Annotated in this window: 17 protein-coding genes; 7 read left to right on the top strand and 10 right to left on the bottom strand. The window is 43.1% G+C overall.

Features of this window, described 5'->3' with window-relative positions; genetic code table 11:
- Positions 1-558: 558 nt before the first annotated feature.
- The 3 genes from rbp to NAF19_RS25195 all read right to left on the bottom strand — a co-directional run bounded on the left by rbp (position 559) and on the right by NAF19_RS25195 (position 2840).
- The gene (gene rbp, locus NAF19_RS25205; RefSeq protein ID WP_252793134.1) at positions 559-963 is read right to left on the bottom strand and encodes an RNA-binding regulator; all 405 of its coding nucleotides are present in this window, start codon (positions 961-963) and stop codon (positions 559-561) included.
- 129 nt (positions 964-1092) lie between these two features.
- Complete coding sequence (locus NAF19_RS25200) at positions 1093-1488, bottom strand: 3-oxoacyl-ACP synthase (RefSeq protein ID WP_252793133.1); 396 nt, start codon at positions 1486-1488, stop codon at positions 1093-1095.
- Between the two features lie 512 nt (positions 1489-2000).
- Positions 2001-2840 (bottom strand): alpha/beta hydrolase, encoded by an 840-nt coding sequence (locus NAF19_RS25195; protein ID WP_252793132.1) that lies wholly within the window; start codon positions 2838-2840, stop codon positions 2001-2003.
- A 343-nt stretch (positions 2841-3183) separates the two neighbouring features.
- Between NAF19_RS25195 and NAF19_RS25190 the strand changes: the two genes are divergently transcribed.
- Positions 3184-4755, top strand: coding sequence for an alpha-amylase family glycosyl hydrolase (locus NAF19_RS25190; RefSeq protein ID WP_252793131.1), 1572 nt, complete (start codon positions 3184-3186; stop codon positions 4753-4755).
- Positions 4756-5826: 1071 nt separating this feature from the next.
- Here the strand turns inward: NAF19_RS25190 and NAF19_RS25185 are convergent.
- Entirely contained in the window at positions 5827-6723 is an 897-nt protein-coding gene (locus tag NAF19_RS25185) for an AraC family transcriptional regulator (protein ID WP_252793130.1), read from the bottom strand.
- A 125-nt stretch (positions 6724-6848) separates the two neighbouring features.
- Here NAF19_RS25185 and NAF19_RS25180 point away from each other — a divergent pair, with 125 nt between their 5' ends.
- Positions 6849-7664, top strand: coding sequence for a phytanoyl-CoA dioxygenase family protein (locus NAF19_RS25180; protein WP_252793129.1), 816 nt, complete (start codon positions 6849-6851; stop codon positions 7662-7664).
- A 124-nt stretch (positions 7665-7788) separates the two neighbouring features.
- On the opposite strand, the gene NAF19_RS25175 is transcribed toward NAF19_RS25180, so the two are convergent.
- The 3 genes from NAF19_RS25175 to NAF19_RS25165 form a co-directional block, all read right to left on the bottom strand.
- Positions 7789-9357 carry a DUF3943 domain-containing protein gene (locus NAF19_RS25175; protein WP_252793128.1) on the bottom strand — a complete coding sequence of 523 codons (1569 nt, stop codon included), beginning with the start codon at positions 9355-9357 and terminating at the stop codon, positions 7789-7791.
- Between the two features lie 111 nt (positions 9358-9468).
- Complete coding sequence (locus NAF19_RS25170) at positions 9469-10245, bottom strand: SDR family oxidoreductase (protein ID WP_252793127.1); 777 nt, start codon at positions 10243-10245, stop codon at positions 9469-9471.
- Positions 10246-10345: 100 nt separating this feature from the next.
- Positions 10346-12670: an efflux RND transporter permease subunit gene (locus tag NAF19_RS25165; protein WP_252793126.1), complete on the bottom strand. Its 2325-nt coding sequence runs from the start codon at positions 12668-12670 to the stop codon at positions 10346-10348.
- A 126-nt stretch (positions 12671-12796) separates the two neighbouring features.
- On the opposite strand from NAF19_RS25165, the gene NAF19_RS25160 reads away from it, so the two are divergent.
- The gene (locus NAF19_RS25160) at positions 12797-13165 is read left to right on the top strand and encodes a diacylglycerol kinase family protein (protein WP_252793125.1); all 369 of its coding nucleotides are present in this window, start codon (positions 12797-12799) and stop codon (positions 13163-13165) included.
- Positions 13155-13880, top strand: a complete 726-nt coding sequence (gene recO, locus NAF19_RS25155) for a DNA repair protein RecO (RefSeq protein WP_252793124.1) — start codon at positions 13155-13157, stop codon at positions 13878-13880. The genes NAF19_RS25160 and recO overlap by 11 nt, the downstream gene beginning before the upstream one ends.
- Positions 13881-13966: 86 nt before the next feature.
- Here recO and NAF19_RS25150 read toward each other — a convergent pair whose 3' ends face one another.
- From NAF19_RS25150 to NAF19_RS25140, 3 genes are read right to left on the bottom strand one after another with little or no spacing between them, the layout of a single operon-like run.
- The gene (locus NAF19_RS25150; RefSeq protein ID WP_252793123.1) at positions 13967-15091 is read right to left on the bottom strand and encodes an efflux RND transporter periplasmic adaptor subunit; all 1125 of its coding nucleotides are present in this window, start codon (positions 15089-15091) and stop codon (positions 13967-13969) included.
- Complete coding sequence (locus NAF19_RS25145) at positions 15072-18329, bottom strand: efflux RND transporter permease subunit (RefSeq protein WP_252793122.1); 3258 nt, start codon at positions 18327-18329, stop codon at positions 15072-15074. The genes NAF19_RS25150 and NAF19_RS25145 overlap by 20 nt, the downstream gene beginning before the upstream one ends.
- A gap of 15 nt (positions 18330-18344) precedes the next feature.
- Entirely contained in the window at positions 18345-19745 is a 1401-nt protein-coding gene (locus NAF19_RS25140; RefSeq protein WP_252793121.1) for a TolC family protein, read from the bottom strand.
- An 88-nt stretch (positions 19746-19833) separates the two neighbouring features.
- Here NAF19_RS25140 and NAF19_RS25135 point away from each other — a divergent pair, with 88 nt between their 5' ends.
- The 3 genes from NAF19_RS25135 (at position 19834) to NAF19_RS25125 (ending at position 22713) form a co-directional block, all read left to right on the top strand.
- Positions 19834-20853, top strand: coding sequence for a LysR family transcriptional regulator (locus NAF19_RS25135; RefSeq protein ID WP_252793120.1), 1020 nt, complete (start codon positions 19834-19836; stop codon positions 20851-20853).
- A 232-nt stretch (positions 20854-21085) separates the two neighbouring features.
- Entirely contained in the window at positions 21086-22288 is a 1203-nt protein-coding gene (locus tag NAF19_RS25130; RefSeq protein ID WP_252793119.1) for a family 8 glycosyl hydrolase, read from the top strand.
- A 104-nt stretch (positions 22289-22392) separates the two neighbouring features.
- A complete protein-coding gene (locus tag NAF19_RS25125) occupies positions 22393-22713 on the top strand; it encodes a type II toxin-antitoxin system HigB family toxin (RefSeq protein WP_252793118.1) in 321 nt (106 codons plus the stop codon).
- Positions 22714-22727: the final 14 nt, after the last annotated feature.

Below are 22727 nucleotides of genomic sequence, written 5' to 3'. Positions count from 1 at the left end.
ATAATTACCGGGGTAACAAATCGATATTCGACATATTAATTAATAAATGTGCCTTACCAATTATTGCCCCTGTCTAATGATAGGCTATTACTCTTTGGAGAGGGCAGGGTGAGGCGAAGACCAGCTCTTGTGGTTTTACCCGCAGCTTAAAGGATCGTGTTCTTATATCGAACTCACATTAATTTACACACGGGCGCCTTAATTCGCAAGATTAAAACTACGAAAGCTTGATGGATTGGATACAAAACAGGCAAAGCAAGTGCGAATCCTCAATAATGAATATTGAATGATAAAAATTTCAAGAAAATAACCTCAACCCCGATCAATTTAAGATTGACCGGACCAGGTGTTTACCATCCGCACCAAAAAAGCGTAGGAAACACATCCCGGTAATTTAAACAATTACCAGCTTAACAAGGTTTAGTATACAAAAACCAAAGGCAAGCCACTGAAAGACCTAAAGGACTAAAAGCACTGCAAATTGTGAGTTTGCTTACACAGGTAGATAGAGAGTAAAAGGCGCACCCTGGCGGGCAGGCCCTTTACTTGTATTTTATATTACCAACGGCTACCACCGCCGCCACCGCCACGGTTGTTGTCCCTTGAGTAGCCGCCACCGCCGCCACTACCACCACGGTTGCCACCGCCGCCGCCATAGCCACCACCGCCACCGCGGTTGCCACCATAACCGCCGCCGCCGCCGCCTCTGCGATCGTCGCGTTTCTTTTCTTCAGCCTGGCTAACTGCAATTGACCTGCCTTTAACATCAGCGCCGTTTAAGCCGGTGATGGCTTTCTGAGCAGCCTCATCGTCTGGCATTTCAACAAAGCCGAAACCCTTGCTTCTGCCGGTTTCCCTGTCACTAATTAATTTAACGGTGCTAACTTCACCATAGGCTTCGAAAAGCTCTTTTAAATCGGCTTCCTCTAATGAGAAAGGAAGACTTCCTACGAATATGTTCATCAAAATTTAATTTATTACGGGCAAGTCTACTTTTTGCTCACCACCTTTTATTAACATCAAATATAGTAATAGATATTTTATACTTACTGCAACTATTTACAAATACACGCAACTTATTTTAAAAATACATTAAATAACCTGTTTTATTTGATAGGTTTTGTCGTTCAACTTAAACATTGCCCCTGCTTTTTGCCCTAAAAGCTTTGCTCCAATTGGTGATGCCGGCGAAACAGCAAAATATTTTCCGTCATCAACCATTAATATCCCTGCACTAACGGCAATGTAAAAATTGCCATTATCAGTCATCACAACGCTCCCGGTGTCGGCTTTATCTGCAACAGTGTTTGGGTTTATTTTGTTTAGGGCAACCTTTAATTTGTTTGCTTCATTTAGCTGCTTCATGTTGCGGTCGGTTTCCTGCTGCATCATTTCGCGCCCGGTTTCGTATTTATCGCCGGCACTGCTCTTTGTATCGTCGGTTGATGCCTTTTGGGCTTCATTAATTGCCAGCTGGGCAGCTTCCATGCTTTTTTGTACATAACTTAAGCATTGGTTGTATAGTTGTTGTTTGATTGTTTTTGAATTGTTGGAATGTTGCAAGGTTGTAAAGTTGGAATGTTTGATTGATTGTTCTATTGTTGACCTGGTAAATGTTGGCAAGGTATAAATTTTGTCGACGGTTTGCCGAACGCAGGGCAGAAACCTTTCAACATTGCAACCTTTCAACTTTTCAACAATAAATCACAAAATACGAAAACCCCCTTGCACTCGCTGCTTGGGGGCTTTCAACCTAAACCTTATCACAATTATAAATGCGAGAATGCATTTATATGATGTACTAACGTAATAACAGAGCATTCTGTTTTATCAAATTAAAAAAACTTACGTATTTATGATAATTCACCAAAAACGTGCCTGAACTGCTGTTAAGTCAAGAGTCTTTAGTTGGAAGTCATTAGTCGAATTCTTACCTTTTCTGACTTAGAACTCAAGACTTTCGATTTGAGACTAACCGTTAATTTATGATTGACACTAAACTACAGGTAACAGGCAAAAAACTTTAAGGTATGGATGATGTGGGTTGCCCAATAACTCCACTCGTGCCCGCCTGCATTTTCAACATATTGATGCAGCATCCCTTCATTATCCATTTTTTTGTGAAGGGCACGGTTATAATTAATCAGCAAATCGTTAACGCCGCAATCAAACCTAACCGGCGGCAACTGCTTGCGATATTTTAAAAAGGTTTCAAAAACATCTTCGTCGGTAATATTATCCTGCGCGTAATGCTTTAGCGATTCTTCAACAAAAAACTTTATTTGCGGCAGGCTGGTCATTGATGAGTGCCCGGCAATGGCCCTGAACTTATGGCCATACTTTGCGCCAATACGCAATGCACCGAAACCACCCATTGATAATCCTGCAATAAACAATGGCGATTGGCTGTTGGCACCCCTTATTGTTTCAATTATTGCGTCAGGTACATCTTCGGCTATCCATTTTTCAAAATTGTAACCGTCGAGCGGTAAAAATGCCGATCCATCGCCCCACATTCCGTCGGATGGCATGGCAATTATCATTGGCGGCAATTGGCCTTTTTCGATAAGTTCATGTGCATTTATATGAACGCCTGAACTTAAAGGCCAGCTCCAGGCACTACCATAAACACCATGTAAAAGTATAACGATGGGTAAAGTATCATTAGGCCCGGTACCGGGAGGAACATAAACACATATGTCGCCGCGCCCTTTTAGGTTTGGGGTTTTTACTGTTATAAACCGGAGATTATTACTTTCGTATGCCGGATTCGATATCTCTAAAGTTTTAAATCGTGGCGTTGGCGTAATATTTTCTGGCCTGGTACGGAATATTACCATTGTATTTTGAGCTGTAAAATGTTTTTAATGCAGATGTATTCTCCGCTTCCTGGCTGTAACGTATAGTTTAGGTAATTTGCTACAAATGTCAGTAAAACAATTAAGCGGTATCCAAATAAAGCAACAACATAAAACGAACGCGCAAAAGAAAGGTTAATTTTTAGTTTAAAAAATGACGATATAACCTATTTGCTGGGGGATATTATTCATTATCGTACCATTTAAGCTGTCTGTCAACAACTATCCTAATCTTTAATGATAAAATTTACCATTTTTATAATAAGTTCGGCATTGTTTAACAGGGGCCTGATATTTACATTCACCTTGCCAATAAACATCCTAAATGAAAGCTAATGCATTAATAAGCGCGCTGTTGCTGAGTATTTTAACTATCGGCACTGCCAGCGCATTTCAAAAAAAAACGCCAGTTAATCAGGAAGAAATAATATACCACATTTTTCAACGCAGTTTTTACGACAGTAATGGCGATTTACACGGCGACCTTAACGGGATACGCCAAAAACTGGATTACCTGCAAAAGCTGGGCGTTACAGCCGTATTGCTTACGCCGCTATACGAGTCAGTGTTTTATCACAATTATTTCTCGAGCGATTTTAAGAAGATAGATCCCCGGTACGGGACATTAGCCGATTACCTGGCGCTGGTAAAAGACCTTCACCGCCGTGGCATGAAGTTCTATATGGATATGGAAACCCAGTATGTAACCGAAGACCATATTTGGTGGACGGATGGGATAAACAATCCCGCATCGAAATACAGTGACTATATTATTTACGACGATAAAGAGCATACCAAACCCACCAGCATTGTATTTGGTGTAAATGGTCTGCTTGGCTACGACAGCGTTTACCGCAAAATAACCACCGTAAACCTGAACAGCCCTAAGGTGCTGGATTACAACTACGGGCTTTTTAAATACTGGATAGACCCCAACGGGGATGGCAAATTTGACGACGGAGTGGATGGCTTCAGGCTTGACCATATGATGGACGATCTTGACGGCAAACACCTGATGCCCCATTTGTTTGATACCTTTTGGAACCCGCTGATCAACAAGTTACGGGTGGTAAACCCCACAATAAAAATTATCGCCGAACAGGCCCAGTGGCTGAGTTTAGGCCTTGATTATTTGGACCACGGCGGTGTCGACAGGGTATTTGCATTCAGGCTGGCCTATTCAATTCGGGCTTTCAGCAAAAAAATGCTGACAGATAATGCTGATTCAACCTTTTTGGCAACGCCTGCAAATAAGCAGCAAATAGTGTTTATTGAGAACCACGATACGCCCCGTTTCAGTTTTGGTGTAAATGGCGATGTGGACAAACTAAAAATTGGCGCCGCGCTAAACCTGCTGCTGGGTGGCGTCCCATCCATTTATTACGGGCAGGAACTGGGGATGACAGGTAATAGCGCAACATTCGGCCCTACCGATGCCAATGAACTGCCCGACCGAGAAGCTTTTGAATGGTATAAAACCGACCAGGGCAAGGGCATGGCTTACTGGTATAAACAAAAAGGGCCGCATAAAGACACGTTTAACAGTGACAGGCCCAATGATGGTGTGTCGTTAGAAGAGGAGCAAAACGACCAAAATTCGCTCTGGAACTTTTACCGGCATATGATAGCCATTCGCAAAGCCAACCCGGTAATTTCAACCGGAACTTATAAAACATTGGCTAATGATAATGAGCACGTATTCAGCTTTATGCGATATGATGGTAATAAGCAATTTATAGTAGCGGTTAACCTTTCAGATAAACCAGTAACTGCAAACATCATTCGCGGGCTGGGCAATAAGCTTAAAATTGTTTATGGCAACGTAATGCCAGTTACCAATGGCAGTTCGCTGGCGGTAAGTTTGCCGGCATGGAGTGTTGCGGTTTGGGCAGATTGATTTTACTGTATCGTTTGTATCGTAGTAATGGACGCCACAGTGATACAGTAGTACAAACTAACGGATTTATCAGGAAAATACTTTCAAAGCAGGGGACTCCGCTTGAGTCCAACAACTACCAAATTCTGTCTATAAACAGGTCGCTCCTCTGGAGCTATGACAACAAACCTTTGACTTCAACTCCAGAGGAGTTGCCTGTTTATAGAAGTAATCATACAGAATTTTTGACTCCAGGGGAGTCTTCTAAAGTCAACCGAGTTAAACGCGATTTCCCTGGGACTTTATCAATAGAAAGAGTTATCAATATATAATTATTATAAACCTTTTATACTTAATACAATAATAGCTGTATCGCTTGTATCGCTATAGTGGACACCACAGTGATACAGCAATACAAACAAGGGATATATCAATATAAAGAGTTATCAATATATAATTATTATAAATCCTTTTATACTTAATACAATAGCTGTCTATCTTTTACCGATAATAGAAGTTGCCCATTTGACTGTTCTGTATCACCATATTGCTCAATACACCGATATAAGCGATACAACCTGCTTATTAAAACAATACCCAGCTTATCTGCATAGGCCGATATAACATACACATGATACCCAAACCTTCTATTATTTATATCCAACCCGTTTGATTGTTCTGTATCACCATATTGCTCAATGCACCGATACAAGCGATACAACCTGCTTATTAAAACAATGCCCAGCTTATCTGCATCGGCCGATATAACATACACACATATACGAAACCCTCCTATTAACCGCAGGGTTGTTCTGTATCACCATATTGCTCAATACACTGATACAAGCGATACAATCTGCCTATTAAAACAATGCCCCAGGCTATCTATTGAAGGTGCGATGGCATGTCACTCTGAGACACTCGAAGGGTGAGCGTAAAGGCCCTTGCCCGCGTGCTAAGCATGTCGTATAGGCCATTGCGCTCATGCTTCGAGAACCTCAGCATGACACCTCTTTTGTCATTTTCACCTTAAGAGGCTACAGGGTTTTACAATTCAGCATGACGGTTTTTATCTTAATCCCCGACTTTCATCTATCCTACGCCCTTATCATCAGTTTCGTGGAAGCTCCGCATAAACTTTTTGCGGTAATTGAGCGGGCTGAGGTGCATTTTCACCTTAAACATTTTATAAAAGTGCGATACGTCACCAAAGCCGCTTTCAAAGGCAATTTCGGATATAGGTTTATCGGTTTGCACTAATTGTTGTGTAGCATAATTAAGGCGGTACTCAATTATGGTTTCCATAAAGGTTTTGCGGGTAATTTTTTTAAAGTATTTGCAGAATGCGTTGGTAGTCATATTGGCAATGCCGGCTGCGGCGTCTAATGATACCTGCTGCCTGAAGTTTTCAACCAAATAGGCAAATACGGGGTTAATACGTTCCTGCTCCGCGAGTGTACGCTCACCTATCACATGGTTTTGGTCAAGCTGGACATATTCAGACGATTGCGCTAATCGTTGCAAAGCTTCCAGCAGGCCTATCAGCAATTTGAAGGCATTTTGTTCATCACTTAATGCCAACAGGCTTTGGCTGACAATTTTTTGGGTATCACCATGAAAACTGATGCCGCTACCACTTTTTTGAAAGAGGCGTTTGATGTGCTGCAATTCATTCTTATCGAAAAAATCATCACCTAAAAAAGCAACGTCAAATTGAATTACAATAGCGCTTCCCTTGTTTTCTGTGTGGTTGCCGTGCTCCAGTTTCCAGCAATGGGGCAGATTGGGGCCTAAGAGCACTAAATCGCCGGCGGTAAAGTTTTGCATGTGGCTGCCAACATAACGTTTGCCGCTGCCCTCGAGAATGTAAGTGAGTTCGTACTCGGGATGAAAGTGATACGGCGCATCAAAACCAACGCTATCGAACTTCCGGAAGAGGAACGACTGGCCGTTTGCCGGCTGCAGTATCTCGTACGAAGCCTTTATCATAGTATATTTTAATAATTTATTATGATAGATTAAATGTACGGATAAAATAATCCATTATTATTCCATTTAAACCATTTTTTTCAGAAAAAAGTATAATTTACTTTGAGAATAACCAAATTACCACAATGAGTATCACAACATTGCCATCGCTCGACGATATTAAGACAGTACCCCAAGACAATATTGATGAATTCCGGGAAAAGGGACACACACTTGTCACGGGTGTACTTTCCGAAGAAGAAATTGCCGTGTACCGACCGGTTATAGTAGGCGCAGCCGACCGTTACAACACCGAAAAACGCAAACTGGAAGACCGCGATACCTACGGCAAAGCGTTTTTGCAGATCATGAACCTGTGGCAAAATGATGAAGATACGCGCAGGTTTGTATTAGCCAAAAGGATGGCGAAAATTGCTGCCGACCTGATGGGGGTGAAAAATGTACGGATTTACCACGACCAGGCCCTTTTTAAAGAACCGGGTGGCGGCCCAACCCCATGGCACCAGGACCAATACTATTGGCCAATAGATACTTTTAACACCATAACCATGTGGATGCCGCTGGTTGATATTGATGTGGATATGGGCATGCTTACTTTTGCATCAGGCTCGTATACCGAAGGCTCTATTTTTAATTATGAGATATCGGATGAGTCGGAGAGTGCTTTTGCCGATTATGTGAAGGAACACAAGTTCCCAATAAGCCGCGCCAATACCATGAAGGCCGGTGATGCTACCTGGCACCGTGGATTCACCATGCACCATGCCAACAGTAATAACTCAAACAAAATGCGCGAGGTTATGACTATTATTTACGTAGCTGATGGCGCCCGCATTACCCCTTACAAAAACGACTGGCAAAAAAACGACCACGAAAAGTGGCTGATGGGTGTACCAATTGGTACTGAGATCGATTCGGAACTGAACCCGAAATTACTATAGAAGAAGATCCAAGAATCAAGAGCCAGGAATCAAGATAAATGCCCGCACTATTTTAGGCTTGCCTCTTGATTCCTGGCTCTTAATTCTTGGCTCTTGGCTCTTGATTCTTGGCTCTTGACTCTTTTTAATTATATCTTCCTTTACGCTGTGGATCTTCTAAAAACCAGGAAAGGAATACTTTTTGTTCTGTACGTGCAGAATGTATTGGGGCCAGTGCCTTTAAATACCTGTCGTCGTAATAAATAAAGTGTTCAAAGCCAAGGCTGAGGTTCTCAGCTATCCTGAAAGTAACCCGCGGTTTTAAAATACTTACATAATTATTGCCCGGCGCGCCGTAATAGGTATGCATTAAAAAGTAGTAATATACCATCGATACACTTGCATATTTACCAAAGTTAATGGTGCTCTCAACTTTCGCTTCAAGCCCGTCGTTGTAAGTATAGTCGCGCACCTGTGAGGTATCCGGCCCAAAACGGGTGCTGTTGCCGGCTAAAGGTACTAAGGCAAAATGGGCATTGGTGTAAAGCATTACATCTTTGCTGATAGGGTATTTTGTGAACACACCACCGCCAAAACCAAGGGCGCCCAACTCAAAGGTTTTATTATCCCAATAATCATCATACTGGAAAGCACCGTACATTACCGATAGCTTGCCGATGTTTGTATTATTACCAGCTAAAATGCCATAACCGGTTAAGTTATCCAAAAATTTCCGGCCCGAGCCAAAGCTAAATTCGGTACGCAGGCGGAAAAAGTCGAATGGCTTGCGGTGGATATCTTCAAAGGGGTTACCGTAATCAAGTTGAACATTCAACAGTATTTCAGTAGGGCCTGTGCCAAATACCGTACTATTCTGGTCGTTTATTTTGTGCACACCTGAAAATATGGTGATGTTTAGTGGTTCCTTTTGGTAAACTTCGGTATTTGTATGCCTGAAGGACTTTCCCTGCAGCAGCCTGTTAAGACCACGAACAGGGTCGACAAGCCCGGCGGCAATTTCGCGGAAAACCCTGTTACCGCCGCGGGTGCGGTCGTCCAAAATATTGGAACTGAGCCTGTAAAAGATCTCACCTAAAAACGCACCGTTCAACGTTGTGTTGATAAGGTCGTTGTATGAAGGGCGCGTTGTTTCGCCAAAATATTCCCACATCAAACTGCCACCAACACCATAAGGTATTGACTGGAAATAGCCATATCCCTGCGACCGTGCAGCGTTAAAATACATCGACCCGGTGTAAGGGTGGCCAATAAAGTTAATACCAAAGCGGTCCGCATCCCATTCCCATCCTTTATTAAAATTATAGTTCCAGGTTGAGGGGCCAACATGCGAGAAATTTTCGCCCAGGGCCCGGTCGAGTCCGTTTGTAAATACGTTGATGCCCAAAACTTCAATCGCCGGTTTCCAAAAAGGATATTTGGGGTTAAATTTAATATCATCATTTAATAAATCGCCGTACTTGTTACGCATGGTGGTATCAATTAAGGGACTTTTCTTTGGCTGGGTGGCTGCAGAGTCAGAAAGCTGGCTTACTTTGGCAGCTTTAATCTGTTTTAATTGCTCTTTGGGGTCGCCTTTGCCGGGCTTAATGGTGTCAATTGGCGTTACCTGGGCCAACGCACCAGTGCAAAAGGAAAGCAACAGGACTAAAATAAAAACCGGTGCTTTAGGGGGTAGAATGTAAAGTGTCTTCATAGATATGACGATATATTGTCATACCTATAACTATTATAATATCAAAGTGTTTCAGTTGTTAACAAATCGTTACCCGTACGATATTTTTCATACAAGTTAACAAATAATATTCTAAAATATTCCACGGCTTGCTCCGCCGTCAACTTGAATGGTAGTACCGCTAATGTAAGCAGCATGTTCAGAGGCAAGGAAGGTAACCAGTGCTGCAAGTTCTTCGGGTTTGCCAATGCGGCCAAGCGGAATATTCTTGGCTTTTTCGGCAAGCGCCTGTTCTGGGTCGATGCCTTGCGGAATGGTGTGTTTTAGCCGGTCTGTCAATATCATACCCGGAGCAACGTTGTTTACAGTGATGTTGTAAGGCCCAAATTCATCGGCCATTAACTTAGCCATACCCACAACACCCATGCGCATAGCCGTTGAAAGTACTGAGCTTGCCAGCACCGCCTTTACAGAACCGCTGATGATATTAATAATGCGCCCGCTGCCTGTTTTTTGCATATGCGGCAATACCAGCCTGCTGGTACGTGCAAAGCTAAGCAGGTTAAGCTCAAAAGCTTTCTGCCAGGCATCGTCGTCAAAATTCTCGAATTTATTAAACGACGGGCCACCTGCATTATTCAATAAAATATCTATCCGGCCAAATTTGGCTGCAGCCTGTTCAATAAACTCTTTAACAGCTTCTCCATTCGAAACATCAACAGGTATGGCTATAACTTCGTTACCAGTTATTCCGTGTATTTCGGCGGCCGTTTTAGCCAGTTCATTTTCATCGCGCGAGCCAATGATAACCTTTGCGCCCTCGGCAGATAGCGAAGTGGCGATAGCTTTGCCCAGGCCTTTGCTGGCTGCCAGCACAATGGCTACTTTGTTGGTGAGATTGAGATTCATTTTTGTTGTTGTAAGGTTTGAACGTTGTAAAGTTGAAACGTTGTAAAGTTGAAACGTTATAAATTCAAAACTACTTGCAGGAGGCTCTTTCTTTCGGGCTTTACTGACTTTTCCGACTTTCGGACTTAGCCGTCCTCTTCTCCATACTGAGCAAAAATGCAGGAAGCAGGGTAAGGTTACTGATCATCGATACGAATAAAGTTATCGAAATCAGGATACCGATAGCCTGGGTTCCGCCAAAGGTAGATGCCGCAAATACGCCAAAGCCAAAGAATAAAATAATAGCAATATAAATCATGCTGATGCCGGTTTCGCGGATGGTATCAGATACAATGGCCGATATGCTTTTGTTGGTGCTTCTCAACTCCTGTCTGTAGCGGGTGATAAAATAAATCGTCTGATCAGAAGATATACCCATGGCAATGCTAAAAATCAGGATGCTTGATGGCTTTAAAGGGATACCGAAAAAACCCATTAAACCTGCGGTAATAACCAGCGGTATTAAGTTTGGCAATAACGATATAGCTATCATTTTTATCCCCCTGAACAACACCCACATCACTCCTGCAATTAAAAGAATAGCCAGGGCAAGGCTCTCGTACAGGTTTTTAACCATATAGTTGGCGCCCTTTATAAATATAATGCTCGAACCAGTAAGTTCGACGTGGTATTTTTTAGGATTGAAGATGGAATCGATGCCTGGCTGAAGATCCTTTAACACAATATTCATCTTCTTTGAGCCGATGTCAACCATTTCGAAAGTTACGCGGGTATATTGACGGTTGCTGTCCAAATAGGTTTTCAGCATATCATTGCTTTTGCCCGAATTGCCGGCGTAGCTTAATATAAAACCCTGCTCGAGGCCGCTGGGTAAGCGGTAATAGTTGGGGTTGCCGCCATAAAACGACTGGGTTAAAAACTTCAAACCCTGTGTTAATGATAACGAACGGCTAAACTCGGGCTTTGATGATATCAACTTTTCCAGCCTTTCAACCTTGCGGATCACAGCATTGTTCATTACCCCATTTTTGCGTTTGGTATCAATACTCACCTCAAGCGGTAAAACACCTTTAAAATTGGCCTCAAAAAAGCGCAGATCTTTTACCGTGTTGTTGCTTTTAGGCAAATCGTCAACCACGTAGCTATTAACGTTTATTAGGGTTATCCCAAAAATACAAACAAGTATCAACACTACAGTTACACCGTAAATTGCTTTGCGGTGGTTATGAACTACATAATCCAGCTTGTTTAAAAGGCCCTGAATTACCGGGCGATCCTTTATTTTACTTTGGCGCTCTTTAGGGTTTGGCAGGTAGCTGAAAATAATAGGCACCAGTATAATGCTTAATATAAATGTTACCATTACGCTTGCCGACGCCACCATGCCAAATTGCACCAGCAATTCGCTATTGGTAAAGCAAAGCACGCCAAAACCTATCGCCGTGGTAATATTTGCCACAAACGTAGTAACACCAGCCTTTGCAATAGTGGTGTGCAGGGCTTGCATTTTATTACCGGTGTGGTTGTATTCGTAGTAATATTTATTAAGGATAAAGATACTGTTAGGTATACCGATAATTACCACCAGCGAGGGCATTATGCCGGTCAGGATGGTAATTTCATAATGCATAAGCACCAGCGTACCTAAACTACAGGTTACACCCAACAAAACCACTACCACCGGAAAAAACACCGCATAAAACGAGCGGAATATCAGCACAAGGATACTTATCGTAATCAGCAGTGATAGGCCCAGGAACAACACAAATTCGTTCTTTATTAAATCGCCGGCGACAGTACGTATCAACGGCAAGCCTGAATAATGTACCTGTATATTATGCTTTTGTTCAAATTGCTGCCCCGCTTTTAAAATCGCTTTCAAAATAGGGACACGCTTAGGAGTGTTGATTATTTTGCCATCGAAACTTATGGCCATTAAAGTCGACCTGCCATCCTCGCTCAATACAAGCCCTTTATAAAACGGCAGCGAAAGAAATTTCTGTTTAACGCTATCTGCTCCTTTGTCGGTAGTAATTAACGCCGGAGATAAAGGCTTCAGAACATATTTATGCTGAATTGTATCCTTTACCACATCGAACACATTACCCACCGAAATAACGCCGTTAATACCCTTTGTTGCTTTTATATCATTGGCTATTTTGTGCCAGTCGTTATAAACATCTTTATCAAATATCTTTGGCGACTGAAAGCCCATCACCATTGTAGTTGCATCCTGCCCAAAAAGCTTTTTAAACTGGTTGTAGCGGATATAGGCTGAGTCGGTTACCGGCAACACTTTCCCGCCATTAAAAGTTATGCGTACCTTACTTGCATGGTAGCCCATAAAAAGGCAGCCCAAAATAACGACGACCAATACGGCCAATCGATTTTTCAGAATGAAGTCAGCAAGTTTTTTCCAGGTCATTATTCACTGATGATTTTCAGGTGGGCAAAACTACGAGATTATGTGCAGATTTGTAGTTTGAATTTGAAGATGTGAAACTTTGATGATTTGGGGAATCGGAAATTTGAGAATAGATAAGAACGTGACATGAAAAAACTAATACGTAGCTTTGGTTATGCATTTAAAGGAGTGGCTTATGCAACCACAAGCCAGCTAAATTTCCGCATCCATTTGGTGGCGACGGTGTTAGCAACAATTGCAGGCTTCATCCTTCATATCAGTTCGGGCGAATGGCAATGGGTAATGCTTTGCGTCACCATAGTACTGGTTACCGAGATATTTAACACCATGATTGAAACGCTGGTTGACCTGGTTTCGCCAGGTTTTAACGAAAAGGCCGGCCGTGTAAAAGATATGGCCGCCGGGGCTGTAGTAATTGCGGCAGCCTTTGCACTGGCAACCGGGTTAATCATCTTCCTCCCTAAAATATTACTGCTTTTTAACCATGCTGCATAAAACCCGCGGCATAGTGTTTAAAACTACCGACTATGGCGAAAGCAGCGTAGTGGTACAGGTATTTACCGAAAAATTCGGGCTACAGTCGTACATTGTAAATGGGGCTAAAAAGCCAAAAGCAAAAATAGCACGAAATATGCTGCAGCCGCTGCACCTGCTTGATATGGTAGTTTATCATAAAGAAACCGGCAATGTACAGCGTATAAAAGAGGTTAAAAACTCGCCGCAGCTGCAGTCTATACCTTACGATGTGATAAAAAGCAGCCTGGCCATGTTTCTAAACGAGATATTGTATAAGGCGGTTAAACAACAATCGGCAGATGAAAATATGTTTGATTTTGTTTTTAGTGCAATTGAATGGCTGGACCACCAAACTGATGGAATAGCAAACTTTCACCTGCTATTTTTAATACGCCTTACCCGTTACCTCGGCTTTTACCCGGACCGTTACCTGGCGGGCGAAGCCGATTATTTCGACCTAAAAAACGGCACCTTCAGCCGCTTTAAGCCTGATAGCGTTTTATACCTTTCACCACCCCATACGCAAAACTTTACCATGCTGCTGCAAGGCACCTTTGAAAATATTGCCGGTATAAAACTAAATAACGACGAACGGCGATACCTCATCAATAAATTGCTGGATTATTATGCGCTGCATATAGAAGGGTTTGGGAATATAAAATCGCACGAGGTGCTGGAAGAGGTGCTGGGATAGGGTTGAATTACGATTTACGATTTTAGATTTGTTCCATTGCTAGTCTTCTAAACATCGTAATTCGTAAATCTAAAATCGTAACTCTATTAATACTTCACCGTCGAACCATCCCGTATCTCGTCGGATGCATGCAACACCACCTGGTCGCCGGGTTTTATGTTGCCGTAAACTTCAACTTTGCCATCGGCTTCAAGGCCTTTCTTCACATCCACCCATTCGGCTTTGTGGTTGGTTACCCGTACTACAAATACTCTTTCTGTTGAAGTAGCTACCGCTGTTTTTGGCAGGATGATAGTACTGTCTCTTGACGGCAATGGGACATTTACTTCGGCAAACATATGCGGCAACAGCTTTTTGTCTTTGTTGTAAACATCCATTTCTAAACGTTCGGAGCGTAACTTTTCATCAAGTGCACCAGCCAGGCGTTGTATTTTGGCTGTGAATTTTTGGTTATGTAATGCTTGTATAGTAAACGTAACTTCGTTTTTATTGGTTAAACCACCGGTATATCTTTCAGGTACCGATACCACCAGGCGTAACCTTGTCTGATCCTGCAAAACAAAAAGCGGGTCGGTGCCTTTGCCGCCAGGGCCTACATAGGCGCCTAAATTTACGTTGCGGGCGGTGATGATGCCGTCAAACGGCGCCCTTATCTCCAAATAGGCAACGCTGGCACCAACTTCTTTATAAGCCGATTTAGCGGCTTCAACATTCGCCAGGTCGGAGTTTTTCTTGGCCTCAGCTTGTTCCAAATCGTTTTGCGATACGGTACCGGGTGTTTTGCTGGTATTCAGCAAACGGTCGTAAGTGGCTTTACTGGCATAATAAATAGCCTCCTGCTGTTTGATGCGCGATTGTGCGCCGGCAAGTTGCGAGTTTATTTCGGGGGCTTCTAATGTGGCTAACAATTGCCCGGTATGCACTTGCGAGCCTATATCAACCTGTAGTTTTTTAACGTAACTGTTTACTTTTGCATAAAGATCGACCTGCTGATAAGGCAGCAACTCGCCCGGAACGGCAATGGTTGAGCTTAACTTACCTTTTTCAACAGCTATAAGTTTAACAGTCGGTGTTTCAACAGCGTCTTCCTGCTGCATGGCTTCGGCCTGTTCCGCCTGCTGCTTTTTATCGGGGCCGCATGATGACAGTAAACCTGCGCATATAAAAAGAGCCAGCAAGGTAAGTTTTGATTTATTTTGTTGAATGTTCATGATGGTGCAAAGGGACATAAAATTTACTTTCTTTATCTTCAGGATCTAACGAAACAGAATCGGTTGAGGCATTCCCCTGTACCCAGGCAAATACAAGCGGCAGTATCAATAACGCAGCAAAGGTTGACGCCAGCAACCCACCTATTACGGCACGACCCAGCGGCGACGTTTGATCACCACCCTCCCCGAGGCCCGAAGCCATCGGTATCATACCTACAATCATGGCCAAACTGGTCATTAATATCGGCCTTATACGCAGCGCAGCAGCCTCACGGGCCGATTTGAGCGCGTCGCCATTGTGTTTCCGCAATTCCTCGGCATTAGTTATTAGCAACACAGCGTTTGATATGGATACGCCTACCGACATAATCATCCCCATATACGATTGCAGGTTTAACGTTGCCCCGGTTAATTTTACCAGCAGCAACGAGCCGAACAATACCGCAGGCACAGTTGACAAAACTACCAGCGACATTTTAAACGACTGGAAATTAGCCGCCAGCATCAGGAATATTACGATAATGGCCACCAATAAGCCCGTTTGCAGGCTGTCTAACGTTTCGGTTAATGTTTGTGTAAGACCGCGTAGTTCTATACTTAGTCCGCGCGGTGGTTTGCCTAATTCTTTAATAGCCTTATTTACATCGTTGGTGGCAGTACCTAAATCTTTTTTGTGGATATTGGCAGTTACCGACAATGTTGGCACAGAACCAATGTTGTCGTTTTCACCGTAGGTGGTGTCAACCTTAAAATCGGCAACATCACCCAACACCGGGCGCGACTGGCCGCTCAGAATTGGAATTTCGCGAATATCGTCGATACTGGCCATTTGAAATTCGGGGATCTGTACCTGCACCAAATAGCTTAGACCAGCCTTTTCATCAATCCAGTTGTTCTTTTCGGTAAAGCGCGACGATGAGGTTGAAGCTGTTAATGTGCGTGATATTTCATTCAAGCTTACACCCAATTCGGCAGCACGTACACGGTCGATGTTTACCGAAATGGAGGGGTATTTATAGGATTGAGCTATTTGTATATCGCGCAGATAATCAATTTCGCCAAGTTTTGTTATTACCTTTTTGGCATATTCAACGTTTTGTTTTTTGTTTTTGCCGGTCAACGCAATCTCGATTGGCGTAGGCGATCCCTGGCTTAAAATCTTATCGGTAAGCTCAATAGGCTCAAACGATATTTTAATTTCCGGCAGTTCCTTTTTCATAGCCTTGCGGAAGCGTTCCTTCAAATCGTCAAGGTTTTCTTTATAATCCTCCACAAGGCTAACCTGCATTACCGCCTCCTGCGGGCCAGCCATAAACAAGTAAATGGGGTTTGTTGAGAAAGATGAAGGGTGCGAACCCACCATCGTGGATGTTATCTCGATATTTTGCTTTCCCACCAGGTTTTGTAAAACTTTCAAGGCTTTAATTGTGCTTGCCTCTGTACGTTCCAGCCGGGTACCGTCGGCGCCTCGCAATCTTACCTGGAAAGTGCCCGAGTTAACCTTGGGCAACACATCGTGCCCAATTAAACTAAATAATAAAAACGCCAGCCCAAACGCAACAACAACATAACCGAGAACAATAATTTTGCGGTTAGGCATCATCCTGTCCATAAAACGCAGGTAACGCAACCTGAATTTGTCGAAACGAGTTAGTTTGTGGCCATTGCCCGCAGTTGCATTTTTTATCGCCAGTTCCTTTTGCTCCCATGGTTCACCCTCGTCTTCCAGCGCAAAGCCATCGGCGTGGCTTTTATCCTCGTGGGTATTTTTCATTACCCAATTGGCCATTATCGGCACAAATGTTTGCGCCAACAGGTATGATACAATCATTGAAAAACCGATAGCCAGCGACAGCGGCAGGAATAAGGCCCCGGGTATACCGCTCATTGTAAACGCAGGCGCAAAAACGGCCAGGATACAAAACAGGATCAGCAATTTTGGGAAGGCAATCTCCTTACACGCATCCCAAATGGCCAAGGCCTTTGGCTTGCCCATGTCAAAATGCTGGTGAATATTCTCTATGGTAACCGTCGACTCATCCACCAAAATACCGATGGCAAGCGAAAGCCCGCTCAGTGTCATGATATTTATGGTTTGATGGAACAGGTAAAGAAAGAATATACTGGAGATAACACAGGTTGGGATGGTTAGTATCACAATCAGTGCGCCTCTTCTATCGCCCAAAAACAACAGCACCATTAAACCGGTTAGCACCGCACCAATTGCACCCTCTTCGGCCAAACTTTTCACAGCGTTTATAACATATACCGATTGGTCGAATACAAAGGTAAGCTTCACATCAGGCGGCAGCAGGGATTGAAAACGCGGAATTGCCTTTTTCAGGTTTTGTACCACGTCCCAGGTTGAGGCGGATGCAGCTTTGGTGATAGGCAGATAAACCGAGCGCTTGCCGTTTATTAATGCATAACCTGTTGTAATATCAGCGCCATCTTCAACCGTTGCCACGTCGTGCATAAAAACTGTTTGCACGCCATTTTTAAATAGCGGAATATTCCCGAAATCTTCAACTTTTTTAATTGTGGTGTTGGCTGGTGTAAGGTAGTTTAAATCGCCCATACGTACGTTACCAGCTGGGGTATTCTGGTTATTGTCACGCAAAGCCTGTACAATCTGGTCGGGCGTTAAATTGTGTGAGCGCAGTAATTGAGGATCAATTTTTATAACTATGGTACGCTGGTTACCGCCGAACGGGGCCGGCGCAACCAGTCCGGGAACGGTGGTAAACTGCGAGCGCACATAAACTCCCGCAAAATCAAGCAGTTCGTTGTTAGTTCGGGTAGGGCTGCTTAATACCAGTTGACCTACCGGGAGTGTAGACGCATCAAACCTTAAAATAAACGGCGGTTGCGAGCCTTGCGGAAAGCCAGTTTGCGCACGATTGGTATAACTGGTCACCTCGGCGGCGGCCTGAGCCATGTTTGTGCCTTCGTAAAAAGTTACTTTTATAAGGGTAAGTCCTTGTATATTTTTTGTTTCGATGCTTTTCACACCCGACACAAACAGCAACAGGTTAACATACTGCTTACCGAAGTACGACTCCATTTGGTTGGGTGTAAAGCCACCGTAAGGGTGCGATACATAAATTACCGGCAGGTTTAAGTCCGGAAAAATATCGATCTTAATATTGCGAACAGCGTTTATACCAAAGAAAAACAACCCGGCCACTATCACCAGTATAGTTATTGGTTTTTGCAGCGCGCCTTTTATCATTCCCATTATTACTCTTTTATATTAAAAGTTATTTATAAAGATCCCGAAATCGCCGGTTGCGGCGGCTTTGTATAATACAGCCTGCCATACGTTGTTGCGGGCTATGTAGTTATCAACCTCGGCCCGGTTTAGCACATACAATGCCTGTGTAAAGTCGACTATATTAGATAGCCCGTTTTTATACAGCGTTAATTTCTGGTGATAGGCGTCAGTTGCTGCCCGCACTTCTTCAGGCACCTCATGATAATTTTTCAGGGCATTACTAATACGGGTTTCGGCCAGTACCAATTGTGCACTTAGCTGTTTACTCACCAAATCGTACTCATCTTTATATTGCGCCGATGTATATTGCTGCGATTTGACCTGGTATTGCACCCGGAAAGGGTTGGTTATATTCCAGATCATACCTACCCCAACCAAGTAGTTTGAGCGTGTAGGCTCCACCCCTGCGCCATAGCTGCCGGTGTAGTCGCTTTGATTGGTTCCATAATCCCACTTAAAACCCGAACCACGTCCCTGGTAAGTTCCGAAAAAGCTAAACGTTGGGTAGCTAAAGGTGTTATAATATTTAGCCAGTTCATTGCTTACATTAACGCGGTTTTGATAAAACTGTAACAGCGGGTGGTTTTCATTAGTCACTTGCGATTGTGGGTCGGCATTGGCGGGGGCTTTGGTAACGAAGGCGCTGTCGAGCACAAAATCTTGTGGTGGTACGCCAAGGTATTGTGCCAGCAGGTTACTTTGCTCCTGCTCGGTTTGCTGCGTATTGGTAAGCGCAATTCGTGCGTTTGATACCTCCGCGTTAGCCTGCGACGAATCCACACCCGCATTTAGCCCATTTTTTACCCGGGCAACAACTACTTTCTGTAATTCAATAGCCCGGTTAAGGTTATCCTGCTGCGCCTTGCTTAGCTGTTGTGCAGCAAGCAGGTTTAAATAAGTGCCAGCCACACGTATTTCGTGTTGAAATTGCTCCTGTACCAAATCGCTTTCATCGCGCGATACTACAGAACGTTGTACTTTAACTTTCTCTTTTGCTTTCCCGAAAGAAAAGAAATCCCAGCTCACATTGGCTAGGTAAAGTGCGCCAAAGGCCGAGTTCCAGTTTTGGTGTTGCAAAGCCGGTCCCGATGATGCAACGCTGAAACCACGGTAACCATATAAGGGGCCGTTTTGACCATTAACTGTACCGTAATCCTGCTGGGCAGACAAATTCAAGTCGGGTAGTTGCTCGGCCCTGGTTTCAGTTAAATACGCTTTCGATGCATTAAGCTGGTTTGCTTTTGCCTTTATAGTACCATAGTTTGCCAGCGCCAGTTGTTCGGCATCTTTAATGGTTAGTACTTTTTGGGCTTGCGCTTCCGAAAAAATGAAAACACTCAAAAAACCAAGGGTGAAATATTTTGACAAGGTGTTTAACATCTGTGTAAAATTGACACGACAAAAGTATAACTCGAATCTATATGAAAAAAATGAATTAATTTTGTGACAATCATTAATAATATTAATAATGAATATAGCCCTTCACCATTTTCGATTGATAGATACTATTTCAAAAGACGGAACCTTAACCAAAGCGGCAAACACTTTACATTTAACACAGTCCGCGTTAAGCCACCAGTTAAAAGAGTTGGAAAAAGAGCTTGAAGTTGAGATATTTAGCCGCCAGGGTAAAAGGTTACAGCTAACAGACCAGGGCTACCGCTTTTTACGCAGCTCTGAAAAAATACTGGCTGAAATTAAATCGCTTGAAGAAGATATTAATAATTACAAAAACGGAAAGACAGGCAACTTGAGCATCAGCATGCAATGCTATACGGCGTACCACTGGCTGCCCGGCATTATAAAGTATTACAAGAAACAATGGCCGGACATAAACATCCAGATATTGAGTGATGCCACCCGCCGGCCGCTGGAATACCTGATGAACGGCGACCTCGACATCGGTATTATTCGTACCCAGATGGTGAATACCAAAATACGTTATGAGCCTATTTTTGAAGACAGGCTGGTGGCCGTTATTTGTGGCGACCACCATTTAGCGAAAAAGGATGTTATAGAGATTGCAGATTTTCATGGTGAGGAACTAATATTGCCGCTATACGATCCGTCGTACCAGGACACACCGATAATAGAATCGCTGATACAGAGCCAGCATGTAAAACCCAAAACGCTGCACCGCATCCATTATACCGATGCCACCATCGAAATGGTTAATGCAGGCCTTGGCATCACCGTTATGGCCGATTGGATTGTTGAACCATACCTTGCGGGCCGCAATATAGTTGTGAAGCCTTTGCACCACAGCGTGGCCCGCCGCGCCTGGTTTGCGGCTACCTGCAAGCAAACTCCGGCCATTCAGAATTTTCTGGAATGCCTTAAGCTGTATTTCTCAGGCGCAGATATGGACGTAGAAGAAACCGAAAAGAAGCAAATTGTAAACGAGCATGCCATTAAAAAACATGCCGGAGTTTTGATTGACGCGATGACGGTTAACAGGATACAGGATATCAGGAATTATCAGTATTAGGGATTGGAGATTAGTTGAGTGTAGATCAGAGGTTAGTTGCAAAAATATCAAGGTCGTCATTTCGAGGAACGATCCGCCAGCTGGCGGACTACATAGGACATTCAAAGTACACAATGTTTGTGGGAACCTAAACGCAGCTAAAAGGTCTCCACAATTTTTTTGCTCCGCTGATTTGCATGTGCAGAGGTTGCTTCGTTCCAATGACAATGTTGGATATTTAAGAATCAAATTGATGAAAAAACTTGCGATAATATTTCTTCTTTATTCCACTTCCCTCTTCGCCCAATCAACCGGAAAACCATTCCCCCTACATCAAAAATATTTCCGTGGCACAATCAAGCCAAACCATATCACCCAAAGCCAATTGGATAATACGGTAAAAACATTTTACACTCAATGGAAAGCCCGCTTCATCAAACACACACCGGGTAAAGCTGAAGATTTTGTCTGGTTCGAGAATAAAGACAAAAAGCAATGTGTTTCCGAAGGGCAAGGTTACGGGATGATTATCGTGGCGTTGATGGCTGGTTACGATGCCGGTGCTAAGATCACTTACGATAATTTGTTTTACTATGTTAAAGCACATCCAACCGGTAAAAGCAAACATTTAATGGCCTGGGCGCAATATAGTAGTGGCAAAAGTACGGATAACACGTCTGCAAGCGACGGCGATATTGATATTGCCTATTCACTTTTATTGGCAAATAAACAATGGGGCAGCAAAGGCAAAATAAATTATCTGGCCGAGGCAAAAGCTATGATTAACGCAATTATGCAGTACGAAATCAATCATCAAACCTGGTCGGTTTTGTTGAGCGATGGTATAGAAGCAGAGAGCAAGGATTATTTTGCAACCCGCTCGTCTGATTTTATGCCTGCGCACTTTAAGGCTTTTAAAGATGCAACCGGTGATGCGCGCTGGGACAAAGTTGTGAATGCTGGTTATAAACTTTTTACAGCGTTGGAGGATAGATACAGCCCGGATGCCGGGTTGATACCCGATTTCATCGTCAACCTAAATAAAAAACCAAAACCCGCCCTGCCAAACTTTTTAGAATCACCCTATGATGGCCTTTACAACTACAACGCCTGCCGCGACCCATGGCGCATAGGTACCGACTACCTCCTAACCGGCGACAAACGCGCCAAACACATCGCCGATAAAATAAACCGATGGATCAGGAGTACAACTAATAATGACACCTACAATCTGTCCGCCGGTTATACGTTAGCAGGTAACGATATCAAACACCGGTATTTTGAGGCACTAAGCTTCGTGGCGCCATTTGCTGTTTCGGCTATGGTGGATAGTAAAAACCAGCTTTGGCTAAACAAGGTATGGGATTATTTGGTAGCTTTTAAACTTAAGGATTACGATTATTACGACAACAGCATAAAGCTGATGGATATGATAATTGTATCTGGGAATTATTAGGCGGCCTCAAGCTAATTATTCATAGCCCTACTGATAGGTTTTTGAGAAAATAAAAGTAACCAAATTGGTTACTTTGTGTATATTTGTTTAAACGATATTATGAGATGAACATTTACAATCGTAGTTCATTGGTTTCATTTTACGAAAAACACACTGATTGCAAAGAGACATTGGAAAACTGGTACCATGATGTTAAAACAAAATCATGGAGGAAACCCGGGGACATTACTAAAGATTTCAATACGTCAAGGACAATAAAAAATGACCGGGTGATATTTGGAATCAATTATAATGATTACCGATTGATTGCTGAAGTAAATTATCAAAAGGGATGGATTTTTATCAAATTTATTGGAACACACGCAGAATACGACAAAATAGACCCAACTACTATTGATTTATTTAAACTTAAAAAGAAGAATTAGGAGTAATTAACGGA

Source organism: Mucilaginibacter flavidus (assembly GCF_024055575.1).
In the GTDB taxonomy this organism is placed as follows: Bacteria; Bacteroidota; Bacteroidia; order Sphingobacteriales; family Sphingobacteriaceae; genus Mucilaginibacter; species Mucilaginibacter flavidus.
Note: the sequence above shows the minus strand (reverse complement) of the source record. Positions and strands in the feature narration are given on the sequence as shown.

Coding starts and splice junctions, on each gene's coding strand:
- NAF19_RS25160 (WP_252793125.1), top strand. CDS start 12,797: ATGAAAAAACTAATACGTAGCTTTGGTTATGCATTTAAAGGAGTGGCT.
- NAF19_RS25200 (WP_252793133.1), bottom strand. CDS start 1,488: ATGGAAGCTGCCCAGCTGGCAATTAATGAAGCCCAAAAGGCATCAACC.
- NAF19_RS25180 (WP_252793129.1), top strand. CDS start 6,849: ATGAGTATCACAACATTGCCATCGCTCGACGATATTAAGACAGTACCC.
- rbp (WP_252793134.1), bottom strand. CDS start 963: ATGAACATATTCGTAGGAAGTCTTCCTTTCTCATTAGAGGAAGCCGAT.
- recO (WP_252793124.1), top strand. CDS start 13,155: ATGCTGCATAAAACCCGCGGCATAGTGTTTAAAACTACCGACTATGGC.
- NAF19_RS25185 (WP_252793130.1), bottom strand. CDS start 6,723: ATGATAAAGGCTTCGTACGAGATACTGCAGCCGGCAAACGGCCAGTCG.
- NAF19_RS25130 (WP_252793119.1), top strand. CDS start 21,086: ATGAAAAAACTTGCGATAATATTTCTTCTTTATTCCACTTCCCTCTTC.
- NAF19_RS25170 (WP_252793127.1), bottom strand. CDS start 10,245: ATGAATCTCAATCTCACCAACAAAGTAGCCATTGTGCTGGCAGCCAGC.
- NAF19_RS25195 (WP_252793132.1), bottom strand. CDS start 2,840: ATGGTAATATTCCGTACCAGGCCAGAAAATATTACGCCAACGCCACGA.
- NAF19_RS25190 (WP_252793131.1), top strand. CDS start 3,184: ATGAAAGCTAATGCATTAATAAGCGCGCTGTTGCTGAGTATTTTAACT.
- NAF19_RS25140 (WP_252793121.1), bottom strand. CDS start 19,745: ATGTTAAACACCTTGTCAAAATATTTCACCCTTGGTTTTTTGAGTGTT.
- NAF19_RS25145 (WP_252793122.1), bottom strand. CDS start 18,329: ATGGGAATGATAAAAGGCGCGCTGCAAAAACCAATAACTATACTGGTG.
- NAF19_RS25150 (WP_252793123.1), bottom strand. CDS start 15,091: ATGAACATTCAACAAAATAAATCAAAACTTACCTTGCTGGCTCTTTTT.
- NAF19_RS25165 (WP_252793126.1), bottom strand. CDS start 12,670: ATGACCTGGAAAAAACTTGCTGACTTCATTCTGAAAAATCGATTGGCC.
- NAF19_RS25175 (WP_252793128.1), bottom strand. CDS start 9,357: ATGAAGACACTTTACATTCTACCCCCTAAAGCACCGGTTTTTATTTTA.
- NAF19_RS25125 (WP_252793118.1), top strand. CDS start 22,393: ATGAACATTTACAATCGTAGTTCATTGGTTTCATTTTACGAAAAACAC.
- NAF19_RS25135 (WP_252793120.1), top strand. CDS start 19,834: ATGAATATAGCCCTTCACCATTTTCGATTGATAGATACTATTTCAAAA.